This window comes from Bacillus sp. FSL R9-9492, assembly GCF_038007365.1.
GTDB lineage: Bacteria > Bacillota > Bacilli > Bacillales > Bacillaceae_G > Bacillus_A > Bacillus_A mycoides.
In genome coordinates, this window is sequence record NZ_JBBOXC010000002.1 from 229,602 (window position 1) to 252,328 (window position 22,727).

Genomic DNA, 22,727 nt, shown 5'->3' on the forward strand with positions numbered 1-22,727 from the left:
GATGGGAGACGTTATAGATATATATGGATTATCACCTTTGCAAAAAGGAATATTGTTTCATACTTTATACGATCAAGATGATGAACATTCTTTTTCCTACATTGTACAAGTAGGCTTCTTGCTCGGGGGGCAATTGGATGTTGCTACTTTTGAAAAGGCTTGGGAATATGTTATTCATCGACATGAGGTTCTACGTTCAGTATTTGTGTGGGAGGAAGTTGAAAAACCTCTGCAAGCAGTTTACCAACGTCTTCCTTTTACTATTCATCAAGAGGATTGGAGTGCCCATTCATATGAAGAGAGGGAGAAGAAATTACACCAGTTTTTGACTGCAGATCGTAGAAAAGGATTTTTATTGGATGAAGCACCATTGATGAGAGTCACTGCGATTAAAGAAGCAGAAGAGGAAACGAGAATCATTTGGACACATCATCATATTTTGCTAGATGGGTGGAGTGTGTCATTGGTCTTTAGTGAAGTGATGGAAGTTTATCTCAAGATGATAAAGGGAGAATTGTTGAATCTTCCTAAATCTCTTCCTTATAAAAAATATATCCAGTGGATAAATAAACAAGATCAAAGTCAAGCAGAGGAATTTTGGACAGAAGAATTAAAGGGGTTTTATGCACCTACGCCATTAGCGATGGAAAGAAAGGATCAAGAACAGGAGAAGGGCTATGGAGAGCGTGTTTATCAGGTATCTGAGGAACTCACTGAAAATTTACAAGAGTGGGTACGAAATAGTCGATTAACATTGAATACGTTAGTACAAGGCGCATGGGCCTATTTGATGAGTAGGTATAGCGGTGAAAGTGACATCGTATTTGGCGTAACTAGCTCTGGACGTCCTACTGATTTGATAGGAGCAGAGAATATGGTAGGTCTATTCATTAACACATTACCTACTAGAATTCGATTAACGAATGATACATCAGTGGTAGATTGGCTTCGCAAAATACAGATGAAAGAAATGGAACGAAGACAATATGAATATAATTCGTTGGTTGATATTCAAGGGTGGAGTGAAGTTCCGCGGAATAGCTCCTTATTTCATACCTTGTATGTGTTTGAAAATTATCCAATTCAAGGTGAGAGAAATGATGATTTAAGATTACTAGATGTTAAAAGCGCGGAACAAACAAATTATCCTTTAACACTCATTGTAATGCCTGGTAAGGAAATTACTATAAAGTTGATGTATGACCGGAGCTATTTTAATGAAGAAACAATAAATCGAATCCAGGGTCACTTATTGCAAACATTAATTCAGATGACAAAGAGCCTAGATTCAAAGCTCTCCGAAATTACTCATTTAACAATGGAAGAGCAGACACAGTTACTAGAGGAATGGAATAATACTCAAGTGAAATATTCAGCTGAAGGCATGATTCATACGGCATTTGAGGAGCAAGTTAAGAAAACGCCAGGAGCAATCGTAGCTATTTACGAAAATGAACAAATTACCTATAGAGAGTTGGATAAGCGTGCGAATCAGCTAGCACATTATTTACAAAAGCGTAGTGTAGGTCCAGATTCTCTTGTCGGAGTATATATGGAACGTTCATTACAAATGATAATAGCGTTATTAGGTATTCTAAAATCAGGAGGGGCATATGTTCCACTTGATCCTACTTATCCAGAGAGTCGGCTTCGTTATATATTAGAGGATGCTGGAATTGAAGTACTAGTGACAGTAGAAAAATCAGAAAATTTATATATATCTGAAGATGTTGAAACGATTTGTATGAATCAAGATTATATTGCAATTGAAAAAGAAGAATCAACCCCATGTATAAGTGGTGTAACAGGAAGAAGTTTAGCGTATGTTATGTATACCTCAGGATCTACAGGGAATCCAAAGGGAGTGATGATTGAGCATCATTCAGTAATTAATTATCTAGAATGGATGCAACATCAATATCCACTTTCTGAAAAGGATGTGGTCTTGCAGAAAACACCATTCTCATTTGATGTATCTGTTTGGGAGTTATTTTGGGGTATTCACGTGGGAGCATGTGTATCTTTCCTGCCTCCAGGTGGAGAAAAAGATCCTTCCATTATAGCTGAAGTGATTGAAAAACATCAGGTTACTATTGTTCAATTTGTACCTTCGATGTTATCTGTTTTCTTAGATCACTTCAATCATATTGAATTGGACATGAATTGTTCGTCTGTGCGCCATGTATTTTCTGGTGGGGAAGAACTAAGTTCAGGGTTGGTTAGACGTTTTCAACAGCAATGGAATCATAGACAAGTAAAATTAACTAACTTTTATGGACCAACTGAAGCCACTATTTATGTAAATGCATTTGACTTACAACCTAATCAAAAAATTGTTTGTATTGGGCAGCCGATACAGAACACGCAATTATATGTATTAGACCAAAATCAACGCTTGCAATCAATAGGAATAGAGGGTGAGTTATATATTGGTGGTGCCGGTTTAGCGCGTGGATATTTAAATCGCCCGAATCTTACTGCCGAAAAGTTCGTTTCGCATCCATTTCAATTGGGGGAACGACTATATCGAACAGGAGATTCAGTAAGATATCTAACTGATGGAAATTTAGAATTTATAGGTAGAATGGACCATCAAGTAAAAATGCGTGGTTTTCGGATTGAACTAGGAGAAATTGAAGCGACTTTAGAAAAATGTTCGTTTATTAAAGAGGCTGTCGTATTAGTTAGAGAAGATCGTCCAGGCGATCAACGATTGGTTGCATATGTAATAAGCGATGGAAATACCCAAGAGTGGAGAGAGTATTTACAAAACCAATTGCCGAATCATATGATTCCAGCGCACCTTGTAGAGTTAGAGCAGTTCCCGCTTACTCCAAATGGGAAAATCGACCGAAAGGCCTTGCCAGTACCTGATGAGCAGCCTATAGGAGATTTAAATGTTCTACCTCGGACGCCATCGGAAGAGCTTATTGCCTCGGTTTGGGGTCAAGTGTTAGGGACAGAAAATATTGGTATTCAGGATTCCTTCTTTGAACGTGGTGGGCACTCACTACTTGCTACTCAAATCGTCTCTCGATTGCAAGAATTGTTCCAAATCAAAATCCCATTACGTGAACTTTTCAAGCACGATACAGTGGAAGCATTAGCGAAACGAGTAGATCAGTTGCGCAAAGAAGATAGAAAACGAGAGATTCCACCCCTTATACCTATGACGCGGGAAGAATTTATTCCACTTTCCTATGCACAGAAACGCCTATGGTTTATTGATCAATTAATGCCAAATAGTGCGATGTACAATATTCATGCAGCGTGTCGCTTAACAGGAAAATGGTCAATTGAAGCATTGGAATCCGGATGGAATTACTTGTTGGAACGTCATGAATCATTACGGACGATAATTCTAGAACAAGAGGGTGAACCTTTTCAACAGGTTCATTCTTATACTTTCAGACCTATCTCTCAAACGGATTTAACAAATCTCTCTTTGGAAGATAGGGAAAGAGAAATGAAACGGCTCATTCAAAATGAAGCGGAGGAACCATTTCATTTTGAACAAGGTCCTCTGATTCGAACGCGAATATTGAAAGTGGGCGAGGAAGAATGGGTTCTCCTTTGTACGATGCATCATATTATTTCGGATGGATGGTCAATGGGAATCTTACTTGAAGAATGGATGGCTTTTTATGAACGAGTACTAAGCGGAAAACCAGTGGAACTGAAGGAGTTATCTGTTCAATATGCAGACTTTGTAATGTGGCAAAAAGAATGGCGAAAAGAAGAGAATTTGAATCAACATCTTCAATATTGGAAGGAAGAATTGTCTGGGGAGCTACCAGTTTTACAATTACCGATGGATCGTCCTCGACCTGCGGTTCAAACCCATCGTGGTGCAAGCCAGTCCCTAATGGTGGCGGATTCCCTTCAGGAAAAGCTCAAAAATTTAAGTCTGCAAGAAGGATGCACTTTATTTATGACCTTGATGGCAGCCTATCAAAGCTTCCTTTCTCGTTATACAGGACAAGACGACATCTTGGTTGGAAGCCCAATTGCAAATCGAAATGTGAAAGAGATTGAAGGATTAATAGGTTTCTTTGCAAATACGTTGGTTTATCGAGCTGATTTAAGTGGAAATCCGACGTTCCAAGAACTTTTGTCGCAGGTACGAAAAAAAGCACTAAAAGCATACGAGTATCAGGACATTCCATTTGAGAAAGTGGTAGAATCCGTGAAACCGGAACGGAATACAAGTCATTCACCAATATTTCAAACTATGTTTACTTTACAGAATACGAAACAAGAGTTTCCTCAGCTATCTGAAAGACACATGGAACTCATGGAAAGTCATACTACTGTTGCGAAATTTGATTTGAGTTTATTTGCTTCTGAGACGGAAGAAGGATTATCGCTAACATTTGAATATAATACTGATTTGTTTAATGATACCACCATTGAGCGTATGGCAAGTCATTTTGAACATTGGTTATATCAAATTGTATCTCATCCAAAAGATTTATTATCGGAAATGAATATGTTATCGAAAGTAGAATATAAGCAACTACTAGAGGAATGGAATGAAACAGGTGTTGTAGATATACAAGAAAGAACGATTCATACATTGTTTGAAGAACAAGTGAAAAAAACACCAGAAGCAATTGCAGTAGTGTACGAAGATGAAGAACTAACATATCGAGAGTTGGACGAGCGCTCGAATCAGCTGGCACATTACTTACAGAAAAATGGTGTAGTATGCGAATCATTGGTTGGGATTTGCGTTACACGTTCATCCGAGATGATTGTCGGCCTCTTAGGAATTATGAAGGCAGGAGGGGCATATGTCCCAATTGATCCAGCGTATCCGGAAAGTCGACTGAAATACATTTTAGAGGATGCTCAAATAAAGGTACTGGTGACACAGGAAAAGTTACAACAAAAAATGGTTATACCTAAATCCGTTGACGTGATTTGTATTGATCGTGATCGAGCAGAAATAGAACAAGAAGCAACTACGGTGTGTACGAGTGAAGCGACGGGAGATAACTTAGCCTATATTATCTATACTTCAGGTTCAACTGGAAATCCAAAGGGAGTAATGATTGAGCACAGGAATACAGTAACAATGATTCATTGGGCGCATCACACATATTCCCGAAGGGATTTAGCGGGAGTGTTGGCTTCAACTTCGCTATCCTTTGATCTATCCATTTTTGAAGTGTTTGTTCCCTTAACGATGGGTGGTAAGGTAATTGTCGCTGAAAATGCTTTACATCTAGACAAGTTGTCTACCAAGGGTGTGACTTTGGTCAATACTGTGCCATCGGCAGCGAAGGAACTGGTTCGAGCAAAAACAATCCCTTCTTCGGTAAAGGTGATGAATTTGGCTGGAGAACCATTGCCATATTCACTTGTTCAAGATTTATACGAGAGAAGTACGATTGAGAAGGTGTACAACCTATATGGACCGTCCGAAGATACTACGTATTCCACATATATGGAATTAGAAAAGGGTGTCATGCATAGGGTACCACCAATTGGTAAACCAGTCTTCAATACAGAAGTATATGTACTGAGTGCTGAACAAAAAATGGTTCCAATTGGTGTAGTTGGTGAGCTTTACATTGGTGGATCAGGATTAGCACGTGGATACTTAAACTGCCCTGACTTAACGCAAGATCGTTTTATACCGCATCCGTTTAAAGAAGGAGAGCGAGTATACCGGACTGGAGATTTAGTAAGGTATCTGCCGGATGGAAATTTGGAGTATCTTGGCCGAATCGATCATCAGGTGAAAATTCGTGGGTTCCGGATTGAACTAGGAGAAATTGAAGCGACATTACAAAAGCATACATTAGTTAATGAAGTCATTGTGATGGTGCGGGAAGATTATCCTGGTGATCCACGTTTGGTTGCCTATGTTGTGGGAGATGGGGATGCTCATACGTGGCGTGATTATCTCCTGGCCCAGCTACCAAATTTCATGATTCCAGCCTATTTTGTCAGCTTGGACGCATTTCCACTTACTCCAAATGGAAAAATTGATAGAAAGGCCTTACCAGCACCAGAGAGACAAGAGGTAGCGAGTGGGTATATTGCTCCTCGTACACCTACGGAAAAAACAATCGTTTCGATATGGCATCAAGTTTTAGGTGTAGAAAATATTGGAGTGCAGGATTCGTTTTTTGAAATAGGTGGGCATTCATTAATTGCTACGCAAGCTGTTTCCAATCTTAAAGAGGCTTTTGGAATCGAGATACCATTGCATGATTTATTTATGTTTCATACGGTGCAGCAATTGGCAGAACAGATTGATCAATTGCTCTATAACAGAAATCAAGAAATGCAGAATGATAGTAAGGATAATATAAGTCTTCAAGACTATATTCAAAAAGAAGCAGAAGTGAGTAATGATGAAGAATTACTTGAACTGCTTAAGCAATTAGAAGAGCTATCAGAGGAAGAAGCACAAGAGATATTCAAGAGCAATTTGATTGAGGAAGGGGTAAAAAAATGAGAAGTGATTTACTTGCAAAGCTGAGTTCACTTTCTCCTGAGAAGAGAGCATGGCTTCAGAAGCAAATGCAAAAAAAGGAGAATAAAGAAGCACTCCCGTTGTCTTATGCGCAACAACGTTTGTGGTTTATGGACAGATTTAACCCAAACAGTTCTTTATATAATATTCCAACGGTATGGAATCTAAAAGGAAATTGGATACCTGAAGCATTAGAAAAGGGATTCAATCGACTCATTAAACGTCATGAATCATTACGGACTGTTTTTAAAGAAGTAGGAGAACAACCTGTACAACAAATTGACGATTTCCTTCCTAGAGCATTACCTGTAAGAGATTACTCTCAATTTCCTCTAGAAGTAAAAGAAAAAGAGGTAGATAGTTTAATTGCCAGAGAAGCGCAAGAACCATTTGATTTAATAAATGGTCCTTTAATTCGTAATCAGCTTGTTCAATTAGAAAAGGATGAATGGTTATTACTGTGTACGATGCATCATATTATTTCTGATGCTTGGTCTATCGGTATATTCATGAATGAATTACTAGCTTTCTATGAAGAAGAAACGGGTGGGAGTCCTGCTAAATTAAGTTCACTATCCATTCAATATGCAGACTTTGCGAAGTGGCAAAAGGAGTGGTTGCAAGGTGATGTGTTAAATCGTCAACTTACGTATTGGCAGGAAGAATTGTCTGGGGACCTTCCTATATTACAACTGCCAGTGGACCGGCCTCGACCGGTTACGCAAACTTACGCTGGGGATACGCATCACGTGATTTTTCCTAATAGATTACTCAATCAATTAAAGGATATAAGTCGACAAGAAGGATCTACCTTATTTATGACTTTAATAGCTGCATACCAGAGCTTTCTTGCTCGTTATACGGGGCAAAAAGATATTCTAGTCGGAAGTCCGATTGCAAATCGGAATCATAAGGGAGTAGAAGGATTAATCGGTTTCTTTGTTAATACGTTGGTTTACCGATCAGATTTGAGTGGCACTCCTACTTTTAGAGAGATTTTGAATCAAACAAAGAAAAAGGCGTTAAAAGCTTACGAATACCAAGATATACCATTTGAAAAAGTGGTAGAAGCTGTGCAACCTGAACGAAGCATGAGTCATTCTCCTATCTTTCAGACCATGTTTACACTACAGAATATAAAACAAGAACGACTAGATCTGCCTGGTAGAAGTATCAAAATGGTAGAAAGTAATATGTCTATTGCAAAATTTGATCTGAGTTTAACTGCCTACGAAGTGGAAGAAGGTCTATTTGTCTCTTTTGAATACAACACGGATTTATTTGATAGTAGTACCGTTGTACGTATGGCAGGACATTTTGAGAACTGGTTAAATGAAATCGCGTATCATCCAGATGAATCATATACAAAGCTGTCAATGTTATCGGACACAGAACAGAAACAACTCCTAGAAGAATGGAATGATACTGACGTGGTCTATGGTCATGAGTGTATGATTCATGAGCTATTTGAGCAGCAAGTTGCACGTACACCTGATGCAGTGGCGGTAGTTTATGAAGGCGGAAAACTAACGTATCAAGAACTCAATGAAAAATCGAACCAATTGGCACATTATCTACAAAAACGAGGTATAGGACCTGAATCATTGGTCGGTATATGTGTTGAACGTTCTTCTGATATGATTATTGGTCTCTTTGGGATTTTGAAAGCAGGTGGGGCTTATGTCCCACTGGACCCAAGTTATCCCGAAAACCGTCTGAGATACATTTTAGAGAATTCACAAATTCAAGTGCTGTTAACAAAAGAGGCACTACAGGACTGGTTACCTAAAGATATTGAAGCAATTTGTTTAGACCGGGATCAAGCAATGATTTCTAAAGAGAGTAATTTAACTCCAGTGAGTGGAGTAACAGCAAATAACTTAGCGTATATCATATACACTTCGGGTTCGACGGGAAACCCGAAGGGAGTAATGATTGAACATCATTCGGTCATCAACCGCCTACAGTGGATGCAGAAAAAATATCCCTTATCTGAGGAGGATACAATCCTACAAAAGACACCGTTTTCGTTTGATGTTTCTGTCTGGGAATTATTTTGGTGGTCATTTGTAGGAGCACGAGTTTGTTTACTTCCACCCGGAGGTGAGAAAGATCCTGGGATGATTGAGGAGTATATCGAACGATATCGTGTGACCACCATGCACTTTGTTCCGTCGATGTTATCCACTTTCTTGGATTACATGGAACAATTTAACTCGAAATGGAATGTTTCATCTTTAAGTCAGGTTTTTACTAGTGGGGAAGCACTAAACACTGAACAGGCTCGCCGGTTTAAGGGGGTATTTTACGATGTTCAGCAAACAAAGTTAATTAACTTGTATGGTCCTACCGAAGCGACTGTGGATGTGACTTATTATAATTGTGATTTAGAAAAAGAACCTATGCTTATTCCAATTGGTCGTCCAATTGATAATACAGAGTTGTATGTGTTAGATCAACATCAACAGGTGGTACCGATTGGTGTGGCGGGGGAACTTTACCTTGGAGGAGTAGGATTGGCACGTGGCTACTTCAATCGACCAGAGTTAACTACTGAGCGTTTTATTCCGCATCCCTTTAAGGAAGGGGAACGATTATATCGAACGGGTGACCTGGTGAGATATATGAATGATCGTAACTTGGAGTATATTGGAAGAATAGATAACCAAGTCAAAATCAGAGGATTCCGAATTGAACTGGGAGAAATCGAAGCAGCTTTACATGATCACTCATCTGTAAAAGAGGCTGTCGTGTTGGTGAAGGAAGATCGACCAGGAGATAAGCAGTTAGTAGCTTATGTAGTGGGTGAAGGGGATACTGGAGAGTGGCGTGAATATCTTAAGAAGCAATTGCCACATTATATGGTTCCGGCATACTTCTTCCAAGTTGAAGGGATGCCACTCACTCCAAATGGTAAGGTGAATCGGAAAGCTTTATTGGAATTGGAGGCACAGTTCATAAGTGAAGATATTACTACTTCATCACGAACACCAGTAGAGGAGCTCATTGTTTCCGTATGGGGCCAAGTGTTAGGTATAAAAAATATAAGTGTTCAGGATTCTTTTTTTGAGATTGGTGGTCACTCGCTGCTAGCTACTCAAGTAGTTTCACGCTTACAAGAAATCTTTCAAATCGAATTACCGGTACGTGAACTATTTGAGTATGCAACGGTGGAGTCACTGGCAAAGCGATTAGATCAGTTACGTAAAGGAGATAGAAAACGAGAGATTCCGCCACTAATGCCGATGGAAAGAGGGGAAACTATTCCGCTCTCTTATGCCCAACAGCGCTTATGGTTTATCGATCAATTTACACCTAATAGCGCCCTTTACAATATGCCAATGGTATGCCGCCTTACAGGGAGTTGGCTACCTGAGGCATTGGAAAAGGGATGGAATCAGCTCATAGAGCGTCATGAATCATTGCGGACGGTCTTTCATGAAGTGAACGGTCAGCCCGTGCAGCAAATTGAACCGTATGCTTTTCGATCAATTCCGAAAACGGATTTAACTATGCTTTCTCCAGAAGACCGAGAAGAAGAAGTTAAACGTTTGATTCAACAAGAAACAGAAGTGCCATTTGATTTAACAGAGGGCCCACTAATCAGGACAAGTATTTTGCAAGTGGGAGAGGAAGAATGGATTCTCCTTTGTACTTTACATCATATCATTTCAGATGGATGGTCAATGGGAGTCCTACTTGAAGAATGGATGGCATTCTATGAGAAAGCTACGGATGGAAAGATAGCAGAACTTGAACCATTACCGGTTCAATATGCCGACTTCGCTCAGTGGCAAAAAGGATGGCTGAAGGCGGAAGTGCTTGATCAACAACTCCAATATTGGAGGGAAGAATTGTCTGGGGAGCTTCCTGTACTCCAACTTCCTATGGATCGCCCGCGTCCCGCAATACAAACTCATCACGGGTCGACATACACCCTGGTTCTGCCAAGCACGCTACATGACAAATTAAATGAATTTAGTCGTCAAGAAGGGGCTACACTCTTCATGACCCTGTTAGCTGCATATCAAAGTTTTCTATCCCGCTATACGGGACAAGAAGATATTCTGGTCGGAAGTCCAATTGCTAATCGAAATTATAGAGAAATTGAAGGACTTATTGGTTTCTTCGTCAACACCTTGGTATATCGGGCTAATCTAAGTGGTAGACCGACATTTCAGGATGTTCTGTCTCAGGTTCGTCAAAAAGCATTGAAGGCGTATGAGTATCAAGATATCCCTTTTGAAAAAATTGTGGAAGTTGTACAACCAGAGCGGAGTACAAGTCATTCGCCAATCTTCCAGACTATGTTCATCTTGCAAAATATGAAACAAGAGTTCCCGGTGTTATCTGGTAGAAGTATTGAAATGTTAGAAAGCCATAGTCCAATCGCAAAGTTTGATTTAAGCGTAATGGTAGCTGAGACGGAAGAGGGATTACTTTTTACTTTTGAATACAATAAGGATTTATTCAATGCCACAACTATTGAACGGATGGCAGGGCACTTTGAGAAATGGCTACACGAAGTTTCCCATTACCCGCAAAATCCGTTGCATAGTCTGAGCATGCTATCGGAACCTGAGCGTACTTTGTTATTAGAAACATGGAATGACACTGTAATGGAAATGCCCCCACAGGGTCTTATTTGCGACAGATTTGAGGAACAAGTAGCAAAGCGTCCTGAAGCGATTGCGGTAGTTGATCAAACAAAAGATTGGACTTACGGTGAACTGGATGCACAAGCAAATCAGTTGGCAAATGTTTTACAGCGAAAAGGAGTTGCTCCAGAGTCAGTCGTGGGAGTTTATCTTCCGAGGTCGGCTGAGCTCATGGTAAGTTTACTAGGCATATTAAAAGCTGGTGGAGCTTATGTCGTTTTAGATCCGTTGTATCCAAAATCAAGGCTAGAATACATGATAGAAGATGCAGGAATTCAATTTGTAGTGACGGCGGAAGGACAAGAAGGCCTTTTCGAACAGGTCGAAATGGTGAGGTTAGAAGAGTTAACAGTGGAAAGCGTAATCGCACCTACACGGCAGATAAATCCAGAGAACTTAGCTTACATTGTATATACCTCTGGTTCTACAGGAAAGCCAAAGGGTGTCATGATTGAATATCGCTCATTAATGAATATGGTTTCTTGGCATCAAGAAGTTTATCATATTACAGCAGAGGATCGTGCGACTCAGATTGCAGGGATTGCTTTTGATTCGGCTGTTCAGGAGATTTGGCCGTATCTAACTGCTGGTGCAGCACTCTACTTGTCAACAGAGGAACTGAGAATTAATCCAGAAGCACTAAGAGACTGGCTCATTGATTCGCGAATAACAGCTAGTTTTGCACCTACGCCTATTCTGGAAAGACTCTTGAAATTATCTTGGCCAGGTAAAACGGATCTTCGTTTTATCATTACCGGCGGGGATCAATTAACGCAGTATCCATCTAACGATATTCCTTTTGCGGTAATCAATCAGTATGGTCCATCGGAAAATACCGTTGTTACCACGGATTGTTATGTACCTGTAGGAGTGACAACAGGTACGCCATCGATTGGTCGACCGATTGCGAATACAGAAGTTTATGTGTTAGATTCTCATCTTCAGCTAGTACCAAGTGGTGTGATTGGAGATCTCTATATTGGAGGGAAGAGTCTTGCTCGTGGATATGCTAATCGTCCGGACCTTACAAAGGAAAAATTTATTTCGCATCCATTCAAGTCAGGAGAACGTCTCTATTACACCGGAGACAAAGCAAGTTATCTTTCTGATGGTGCTCTCCAGTTCCATGGTCGTATAGATGACCAAGTGAAAATTCGTGGTTTCCGGATTGAATTGGGAGAAATAGAAGCAGTCTTGCAGGCACATTCTTCTGTGAAAGAAGCGGTTGTATTGGTACGAGAGGATGATCCAGGCGACAAGAGATTAGTAGCTTATGTAGTTGGTGAAGGAAGTGTCCAAGAATGGCGAGAGCATCTACAAACACATTTACCAAATTATATGGTCCCAACAAACTTTATTGAGATGGAATTTTTACCACTTACACCGAATGGAAAACTTGATTTAAAGGCATTGCCAATACCTAGCAAATTATCTACGGAAAATACCGTTCACGCACGAACTCCGCTAGAAGAACTTATCGCTTCAGTGTGGAGTCAAGTGCTAGGAATAGAAAATATAGGTGTTCAGGATTCTTTCTTTGAACTTGGTGGTCATTCTCTACTTGCTACACAAGTGGTCTCACGCTTGCAAGAAGTCTGTCAAATCAAATTACCGGTACGTGAACTGTTCGAATATTCAACAGTCGAGGCATTATCGAAACGAATGGATCAGTTACGTAAGGGAAGCAAAAAACGAGAAGAAATTCCACCATTGATGCCGATGGAACGAGGAGATAACCTTCCACTTTCTTATGCCCAACAGCGTTTATGGTTTATCGATCAATTTGCACCTAATAGTGCACTTTATAATATGCCAATGGTATGCCGTCTTACAGGGAATTGGTTACCTGAAGCATTGGAGTTGGGATGGAATCAGTTGATAGAGCGTCATGAATCATTGCGGACAGTATTTCATGAAGTGGACGGTCATCCTGTGCAGAAGATTCAACCGTATACTTTCCGTTCCCTTCCACAAATTGATTTAACTAAGATTTCTCCAGAAGAGAGAGAAAGAGAAGTGGAGCAATGGATTCAAACTGAAGTCGAATCCCCATTTGACTTAGAAAAAGGACCATTGTTCCGTGGACAAATCGTGAAAATTTCAAAAGAAGAATGGGTTCTTCTATGTAATATGCATCATATTATCTCTGATGGATGGTCGATGGAAATCTTGTTCCAAGAATGGATGGCATTTTATGAGGAGGCGATTGGTGAAAAACCAGCAGACCTTGCACCACTACCAGTTCAATATGCCGATTTTGCTCAATGGCAAAGGGATTGGTTAAAAGAGGAAGTACTAAATCAACAGCTTGCATATTGGAAGGAAGAACTGTCTGGTGAGTTACCAGTCTTAATGTTGCCGATGGATCGTCCCCGTCCTCCGGTGCAAACCCACCATGGATTAACTCATAATGTGTTGTTGTCACGCTCATTACTGGATAAATTAAACGAACTTAGTCGTCAAGAAGGGGCCACGCTTTTCATGACCTTATTGGCATCTTATCAAAGTTTCCTCGCCCGTTATACAGGACAATCAGATATTCTTGTTGGAAGCCCAATTGCGAATCGAAATTATAGAGAAATTGAAGGGCTTATTGGTTTCTTTGTCAACACGTTGGTTTATCGAGCTGATTTAAGTGGCGCACCGGCATTTCAAGAGTTGCTGTCTCAAGTGCGGATAAAAGCATTGAAGGCATATGAGTACCAAGATGTTCCGTTTGAGAAAATTGTGGAGGTTATCCAACCTGAACGAAGTACAAGTCATTCTCCGATTTTCCAAACCATGTTTACTTTGCAAAATACGGGACAAGAGCTACCACAGCTACATGGACGAAGTATAGAAGTAATAGACAGCCACGCTTCAATCGCCAAATTTGATTTAAGTTTAACTGCCGCAGAATTGGAAGAGGGCTTATTGCTTACTTTTGTTTACAGGACTGATTTATTTGACAGTTTAACTATTGAATCCATAGCCGAAAATTTTGGGAACTGGTTGAATTTAATCGTGGAACATCCTGATAAATCATTAGCTAAGTTGCCGATACTGTCAGGATTACAGCAAAAACAGTTAGAAGAGTGGAATAATAATGCTGTAGCATATCCACAGGAATTTGGGATTCATCAGCTGTATGAAGAGCAAGTAAATCGTACACCTGATGCGGTGGCAGTGGTAGATGAAAAACAGCAGTTAACCTATCGAGAGCTGAATGAAAAAGCAAACCAATTGGCACATTATCTCCAAAAATGTGGGATTGGGAGCGAGTCATTGGTTGGTCTCTGCTTCCAGCGTTCAGTTGAGATGATTGTCGGTCTTATGGGGATCTTGAAAGCTGGGGCAGCCTATGTTCCGTTGGATCCATCGTATCCAGAAAGTCGCCTACGATATATTCTGGAGGACACAGGGATTCAAGTATTGGTCACGAACGAAGCATTAGAAGGTTGGATAACTGAAGAGATCAAAACAGTTTGTTTGGATCGGGATAAAGCGATGATCTCGCGAGAAAGCACCCTTTCACCAATATGTGAAGTGACAGGAGAAAACTTGGCGTATGTAATCTATACTTCGGGATCAACAGGGAATCCGAAGGGAGTTATGGTAGAGCATCAAAATGTGATTCGTTTATTTAAATCGACGGAATGTTGGTATCAGTTTGATGAAAAAGATACTTGGACGCTTTTCCATTCTTATGCGTTTGACTTCTCGGTATGGGAAATTTGGGGAGCATTATTATATGGTGGGAAATTAGTTGTTGTTCCGTACTGGATTAGTCGATCGCCCAAGGATTTCTATCAACTGTTAGTAAAGGAAAAGGTTACGGTTCTTAATCAGACACCATCCGCATTTCGACAATTGATACAAGTGTGTGAACAAGAAGATGAGAAGAAAGACTTGCATCTGCGCTATGTCATATTTGGTGGGGAAGCACTCGATCCTACCAGCTTGGTACCATGGTTTCAAAGGTATGGAGAGCAGGAACCACAGTTAATTAATATGTATGGAATTACAGAAACTACCGTTCATGTTACGTATTATCCAATTACTCAAGATGATGTGCAGCATGCTTCAAGAAGTAATATAGGAAAACAGATTCCAGATTTAGAAGTGTATGTACTAGACGCTTGTCAACAACCTGTGCCTATTGGCGTAGCTGGCGAACTATATATTGGTGGAGCAGGACTTGCACGTGGATATTTAAACAGACCCGAATTGACTGCAGAGCGTTTCATCCCTCATCCATTCAGTAGTGACCCAGGAGCGCGATTATATCGGACAGGAGACTTAGCGAGATACTTACCTGATGGAAATCTGGATTATCTTGGGCGGATTGATCACCAGGTGAAAATCCGTGGTTTCCGAATTGAGCTCGGAGAAATTGAATCTGCTTTAAACGCACATGTCTCCATAAAAGAGGCTGTTGTAATTGTTCGAGAAGATCAGCCGGGTGATAAACGGTTGGTGGCATATGTCGTGGGTGACGGGAATGTAGGTGAGTGGAGAGATTATCTCAAGGCGGAACTACCAAGCCATATGGTTCCTTCAGGATTTGTGATGATGGAAGCCATTCCACTAACTGCTAACGGAAAAGTTGATCGTGAGGCCTTACCTGTACCAGAGGAGAGGAAAATCGAAAGTGAATGTGTTGCCACGCGGAATGGTAACGAAGAAACACTGGCCACCATTTGGAAGCAAGTATTAGGGATTAAAAAGGTGGGAATCCATGATAACTTTTTTGAAATTGGTGGAGACTCAATTCTCAGCATTCAGATTGTCTCTCGTGCGAAGCAAGCAGGTTTGCAATTGACGCCAAAGCAAATGTTTGAACACCAAACGATTGCCGAGTTGGCGCAAGTAGTCAATGAAGAACGGGGTGTACAAGCAGAGCAGGGAGTTGTAACTGGAGAACTGATCCTTACACCAATCCAGCAATGGTTTTTTGCACAAGATCATCCAAACCCACACCATTGGAATCAATCCATGTTTTTTAGAACAAAAGAGCGACTGGATATAGTATTACTGGAGAAAGCTGTGAGTACCCTTCTAATCCATCATGATGCTTTGCGTTTAAGATATGAACGGTTACCGAATGGAGCTTGGAAACAGCGGAATGAAGGGATCGAAGAACAATCGACGCTGACCGTTATTTCATTAGACGAAGTGCCACAAGCAGAATGGCATCAAGTGATTCAAACGGAGATTGACACTGCACAAGCAAGCTTGCACTTACACGCAGGACCGCTAATGAGAATGGTGTATTTTGATGAAGGTGAGAAAAGAGCCGGCCGATTATTCTGGGTGATTCATCACTTAGCAGTGGATGGTGTTTCTTGGCGGATTTTACTGGAGGATCTGCAAACGGCGTATAATCAAGCGAGCCAGGATCAGATAATCCAATTACCTACAAAGAGTACATCCTTTAAAGCGTGGTCGGAGAAATTGCATCATTACGCTGAAGCTGGGATTGTGCAAGAAGTGCGTGATTACTGGGAGCAGCAATCCGAACAAGAAGTGGCTATGCTACCAGTGGATACCACCCTCGAAGTTCCAGCAAACACAGGAAACGAGGAGATTACCGTGGTGCTGGATGAGAAAGAGACCCGTACGTTATTGAAAGAGATTTCAAGCACTCATCGTGTCCAAATCAATGAAGTACTATTGACAGCATTGGTACAGGCTACGGCAGCATGGACAGGTCATCCGACGCTGACCGTGGATTTGGAGGGGCATGGTCGGGAAGAGATTATCGAAGACGTTGACCTATCTAGAACCGTGGGGTGGTTTACAAGTATTTATCCTGTTCACTTAAATATTACCGGTGCCGACACGCCAATTGCAGCATTAAAAGCAGTTAAAGAACAAGTGCGTAAAATTCCTAATAAGGGTGTTGACCATGGAATTTTGCGGTATCTGAACACAACAATGTGTGAGCAATGGGGGTCTCAACATACACCGTCTATTAGTTTTAACTATCTTGGACAATTTGACCAAATGTTTTCTGACGATGCAATACTTATTCCAGAGAACGGATTTAAGCGCTTAGATCATGCTTCTGGTTCCAAGCGATTGCATTTAATTGATGTAATTGGAATGGTAACGGATGGGAAACTTCAGTTCACTTGGGTATACAATGTAGGACAATATGCGAAATCAACGATTCAAAGTATTGCAGAGAATATGCTCCATCAACTAAGTAAATTGATTCAATCTGCGGATGGAGAATCTGCACTGACCGTTTCAGATTTTGTGATGGCTAATCTTGACCAAGCCAGTTTGACAAAAGTATTAACCAAGATGAATCGTGGAAATAATTATCCGATTACCGATTTATATCCACTATCGCCTTTGCAAGAAGGAATGATTTTCCATACATTGCATGACCAAGGGGAGGAACATGTAGCGCCGTATATAGTGCAATTAAGTTTCATGATTAGAGGAGAATTGGATATTGCTACTTTCGAACAGGCGTGGAGATCGATAATTCAGCGGCATGAAATTTTCCGCTCAGCTTTTCTTTGGAATGAAGTTGAGGAGCCTTTACAAGTGGTGTATGAGAGTGTTCCATTTAAGGTGAATGTAGAAGATTGGCGTACGCTGACTGCAGAAGAAAAAGAAGAGAAAAGAAAAGCCTTTTTGGCAATGGTCTTATCCCTGTCAAGTAGACAGTATTAAAAAGACTAAGCAGCCATCGAGATTCGATATTCTATCGGAGCTCGATGGTTGAGTCGTTTTTGGAACCGTTTATAGTTATAAAAGTAAATATATTCTTCAATTGCTTGTATTAAATCTTCTTCTGTTTTAAAATGATTCAAATACAACATCTCCGATTTAAAATGGGAGAAAAATGACTCGATACAGGCATTATCATGGCAGTTTCCTTTGCGAGAGTGGCTGCCAATGATACCTAAATCTAAAAGTCGTTTGTTGTAGGCATGAGATGTGTACTGGAATCCCTGATCTGAATGGAGAATGGTTCCACGCACATCTCTTTTTTGTGCCAACATTTCAATTGTATCTAATACAAGTTCATTATCATTGCGCTTGGATATTTTCCAAGAAACAACTTCGTTATTATAAATATCTTGGACAACAGAAAGATACCGAAATCCCTCTTGGAATCGTAGGTACGTAATATCTGTAACAAGTGCTTCATTTTGTTGGCGATCTTTGAATTCACGGTTTAAAACATTTGGAAAAGTATTGGAGTAATTCCCTTTAAAGAAGCGACGCTTCTTCCGAATAATAGACTGAATGTTAAGCTCGCTCATTAAGCGATATACCTTTTTGTGATTTATAAAATAACCCTCCTCTTGTAAGGCGATTTTCATACGTGGATAACCATATTCTTTGTGCTTTACGTGAATAGATTGAATTACCTTTTTTAATTGTTTATCGGATTCTAGTCGCATGTTTTTCATACTTTTTGTATGAATCCACTTATAGTAACTTGAGCGATGTACATTCGCAAAATTAGTAAGCCATATAACGGGATATTTTCTCTTTAGTGATTCAATGATATGATATCTTTCTTTATATTTTAGTACGCCCCCATTTACAGATTTGGATACTGCTTTTTTAAATATTCAACCTGAGCCTTATAGTAGTCACGTTCCTCTTCAACGGTGTTAAAATGAACGCGTTTTCCTTTTAAAGGATTTGGTATACCTTTCATTCCACTATTTTTCCCACGAGTATCTGTAATTTCACCACATTCTTTATATTTTTTCACCCAATTTTTAAGTTGTGTAGAGCTTTTAATCTGATATTTCTCCGTTATCATATCGTAGCTTCCTTCTTCGTTTAAATAACTTTGAACAGCTGATAACTTTAATTCTTCTGAATATATATTAAAAGTTAAGCCTTTTTTAGTCATGAAAAATCCCCTCCAAGTAATAGTGTAACATCCATGTATGTACATGGTCTTTTTACACTGTCTACCTAAAGGGGATAATATCACATTGGATCGAAAACAAGCCTTTCTTTTTGATAAAGCGCCATTGATGCGGGTGACTGTCATTCAAGAAGGTGAGGAAGAATATCGAATTGTTTGGACACATCACCATATTCTGTTGGATGGATGGAGCCTACCACTGGTCTTTAACGAATTGCTTACAGTGTACCAGAAGAGAATGAATGGAGAAGCCGTGCATTTACCTAATTCATCGCCATACAAGAAATATATTCAATGGCTAAGAGAACAGAATCAGGAGCAGGCGGAGCAATTCTGGAGAGAGAAACTTAAAGGTTTTACAGCTCCAACCCTGCTGGGCTTAGAAAGTAAAGAGCAAGAAAAAGGTTACACAGAGAAGGTAACTTATTTATCAGAAGAGCAAACCCAAGCGTTACAAAACTGGGCGAAGCGCAATAGGCTCACTTTGAATACAGTAATTCAAGGTGCGTGGGCGTATCTCATGAGTCGGTATAGTGGAGAAGATGAAATTGTCTATGGTGTAACTAGCTCAGGACGCCCTACGGAGATTATTGATGTTGAAAACATTGTAGGTCCTTTTATTACCACATCACCGACGCGAATTCAGATGATAGATAATATAAAAATAATGGATTGGTTGCAGAAGATACAAGAGGAAGAGATAGAAAGAAGACAATATGAATATGCTTCTTTGACAGAGATTCAAGGATGGAGTGAAGTTCCTAGAGGAACCCCGCTGTTCCATAGCTTGTATGTGTTTGAAAACTACCCAGTGAAAGAGGAGTCCTCAGGAAATCTAGAAATTGGTGGGTTGGAAGGAGTAGAGCAAACTCATTATCCATTAGGATTGACAGTTGTCCCAGAAAGCCAGTTGTTGTTAAAGTTGAAGTATGATCGTAGCAAGTTTAATGGCCTCACCATTGAACGGATACTGGGTCATTTAAGCCAGGTGTTAAAGCAAATGATCGAGAACGTTGATCAAACTCTGTCGGAGCTGGTGTATGTTACGGAAATAGAACAGAAACAACTACTGGAAGAATGGAATGATAATGCAGCAGCGTATCCACGTGAAAGTGTGATCCACAAATTGTTTGAAGATCAAGTGGATCGTACACCTGATGCGGTGGCAGTGGTGGATGAAAATCAGCGGTTGACGTATCGAGAGCTGAATGAGAAAGCAAACCAATTGGCCCATTATCTTCAGAAAATGGGGATTGGGACGGAGTCATTGGTCGGGCTTTGTTTCCAACGTTCAGTTGAGATGATTGTCGGTCTCATGGGAATCTTGAAAGCTGGATCAGCCTATGTTCCGCTGGATCCATCGTATCCAGAAAGTCACCTACGATATATTCTGGAGGACACAGGAATTCAAATATTGGTTACGAACGAAGTATCACAAGGTTGGATGCCTGAAGAAGTTGAAACAGTTTGTTTGGACCGAGATCAAGCAATGATTTCGCAAGAAAACACTCTTTCACCAATATGTAAAGTAACAGGAGAAAACTTGGCGTATGTTATCTACACTTCAGGTTCGACCGGGAATCCAAAAGGGGTTATGGTGCAGCATCATTCGGTATTAAATCTATCCTATGGTTTACAGAAAGAGGTTTTTTCACATCGGGCACATGATAACATGCGCGTTGGTCTAAATGCCTCAATCGCCTTTGATTCATCCGTTAAACAATTACAAATGCTTTTGTATGGTTCTAGTTTGTATATTATTTCAACAGAAGTTCGCAGTGATCCTCAACAGTTTATATCTTATATTCGGGAGAATAAGTTGGAAATGTTCGATATAACACCTTCACTACTCCAATTACTCATAGATGAGGGGTTGTTAGAAACAAACGATAGTGTTCATGTTCCAAGCAAGGTACTGGTCGGTGGAGAAGCGATTATGCCATCACTGTGGGAACAACTAGTAGAGAATGACCATATCCATTTTTATAATGTATATGGTCCTACGGAATGTACGGTTGATGCGACATGCTATCGTATCAAAAAAGATAGTAAGAGAGTAACCATTGGGCGTCCGTTGCCAAATGTTCAAGCCTATGTATTGGATGAGAAGTTGTTACCTGTTCCAGTTGGTGTAACGGGGGAACTTTATATCGGTGGAGCAGGCCTAGCGAGAGGATACTTGAATCGTCCAGAGTTAACGTTAGAACGTTTTATTCCACATCCATTTAATGAAGGAGAACGGTTATACCGGACGGGAGATCTAGTCCGTTATTTAGCTGATGGCCATTTGGATTATCTGGGAAGAATCGATAATCAAGTGAAAATTCGAGGATTCCGGATTGAGCTTGGAGAAATTGAAGCGAATTTAGAAAGTCATCCATCGGTGAAAGAGGCGGTTGTCTTGATAAGAGAGGACCAACCAGGAGATCAGAGATTGGCTGCCTATGTGGTGGGTAAAGGAAGTATGCATGAATGGCGTGAGCATCTCAAGAGGCAAGTACCGAATTATATGATTCCTGCACACTTTATTGAGGTTGATGCGATTCCCCTTACAACAAATGGGAAGGTTGATCGAAAGGCACTGAACAGCTTAACGATTCAAAGAGAAAGTACCTTTTCTACACCAATCATCCCACGGGATGAAATCGAGTATCAGCTGATTACAATCTGGCAGGATTTGCTACAGTTAGAAGATATCCATGTAAACGATGATTTCTTCAATATAGGAGGTCACTCTCTCCTTGTAATCAAATTGATTTCAAAGGTCAGAGAGAAATTTGGAAAAGAGATTAAGGTGCCCGCACTAATTAAGAATCCGACAGTGGAAGGAATCGCTTGTCTCATCCGTGAGAATCATCGTATGGAAGAATCATTATCGGTTCTGGTTCCATTACAAGAATCAGAGAAAAGACCTTTCTTCTGTGTTCACCCGTTTATGGGTAATGTACTCTGTTACATTCAGCTAGCAAGGTTACTCAAGGATCACTGCTCATTTTATGGTCTACAGAATCCTCTCGTAGAGAAAGAAGGAATGAACGGGTTGATTTTATCGGAGGTAGTTCAACTCTACATCGAGGAAATGAAGCGGGCTCAGCCAGAGGGGCCGTATCGTCTGGGAGGATGGTCTCTGGGCGGTGCCATCGCCTATGAAATCGCAACTATGCTACGGAACCAGGGAGAAGAAGTTGAGGTGTTGGTACTATTGGATACCAAGGTGCCTTCAGAACGGGATTACAAGACAGAAGATGAAATGCTATCTTATATATTGGAGCATTTCATCAATATAGAGTTAGTGGATCAGGAAGAAGAGCTTGTTCATCAACAGGACATGCTTGTTGAGCAATTAATTGTGGAAGGAGTGCTCCCGCCTGATGCAAATCTTACGAATTTGAAGCAAATTATCAATGCTCACAGGAAATGTCTGAATTTAATGGCAGAGCATGATTTAACACCATATTTTGGGGAAGTCATTTACTTTAGTGCTGAGGAAGGTAAAGAATTGTTTACGGATTGGAAGCCTTTATTAAAAGGAAGAGTGAATATGTATTCGGTCCCTGGATCACACGAAGAAATAGTAGCTTCCCCCGCAGTTGAAAAGTTAGCTAAGTATTTACTAAATGAATTAGAAGGAATAAAAGAGACGTCCCTTTCACTAACGGAAAAGTAGAGAGCACAAAATAGGCAACTTTATAAACGA

3 protein-coding genes and 1 pseudogene are annotated in these 22,727 nt (G+C 40.4%); 3 read left to right on the top strand and 1 reads right to left on the bottom strand.

Translation table 11 applies throughout. From position 1 onward, the window contains the following. The first annotated feature begins 1 nt into the window (after position 1). A complete protein-coding gene (locus MKY70_RS29475; RefSeq protein WP_341074719.1) occupies positions 2-6,469 on the top strand; it encodes an amino acid adenylation domain-containing protein in 6,468 nt (2,155 codons plus the stop codon). Continuing rightward, entirely contained in the window at positions 6,466-17,811 is an 11,346-nt protein-coding gene (locus tag MKY70_RS29480; protein WP_445662178.1) for an amino acid adenylation domain-containing protein, read from the top strand. Before MKY70_RS29475 ends, MKY70_RS29480 begins: the two co-directional genes overlap by 4 nt. A gap of 5 nt (positions 17,812-17,816) precedes the next feature. Here MKY70_RS29480 and MKY70_RS29485 read toward each other — a convergent pair. Then, a protein-coding gene (locus MKY70_RS29485) for an IS3 family transposase (protein WP_341024805.1) occupies positions 17,817-19,012 on the bottom strand; the annotation gives its coding sequence in 2 pieces (ribosomal slippage) (positions 17,817-18,706 and positions 18,706-19,012; 1,197 coding nt in all). 79 nt (positions 19,013-19,091) lie between these two features. On the opposite strand from MKY70_RS29485, the pseudogene MKY70_RS29490 reads away from it, so the two are divergent. After that, a pseudogene (locus MKY70_RS29490) lies at positions 19,092-22,697 on the top strand (non-ribosomal peptide synthetase); the annotation flags it as partial. Positions 22,698-22,727: the final 30 nt, after the last annotated feature.

Bases quoted from the DNA above. Each gene is read 5' to 3' on its own strand.
- MKY70_RS29475 (WP_341074719.1), top strand. From the start codon at position 2: ATGGGAGACGTTATAGATATATATGGATTATCACCTTTGCAAAAAGGA.
- MKY70_RS29480 (WP_445662178.1), top strand. From the start codon at position 6,466: ATGAGAAGTGATTTACTTGCAAAGCTGAGTTCACTTTCTCCTGAGAAG.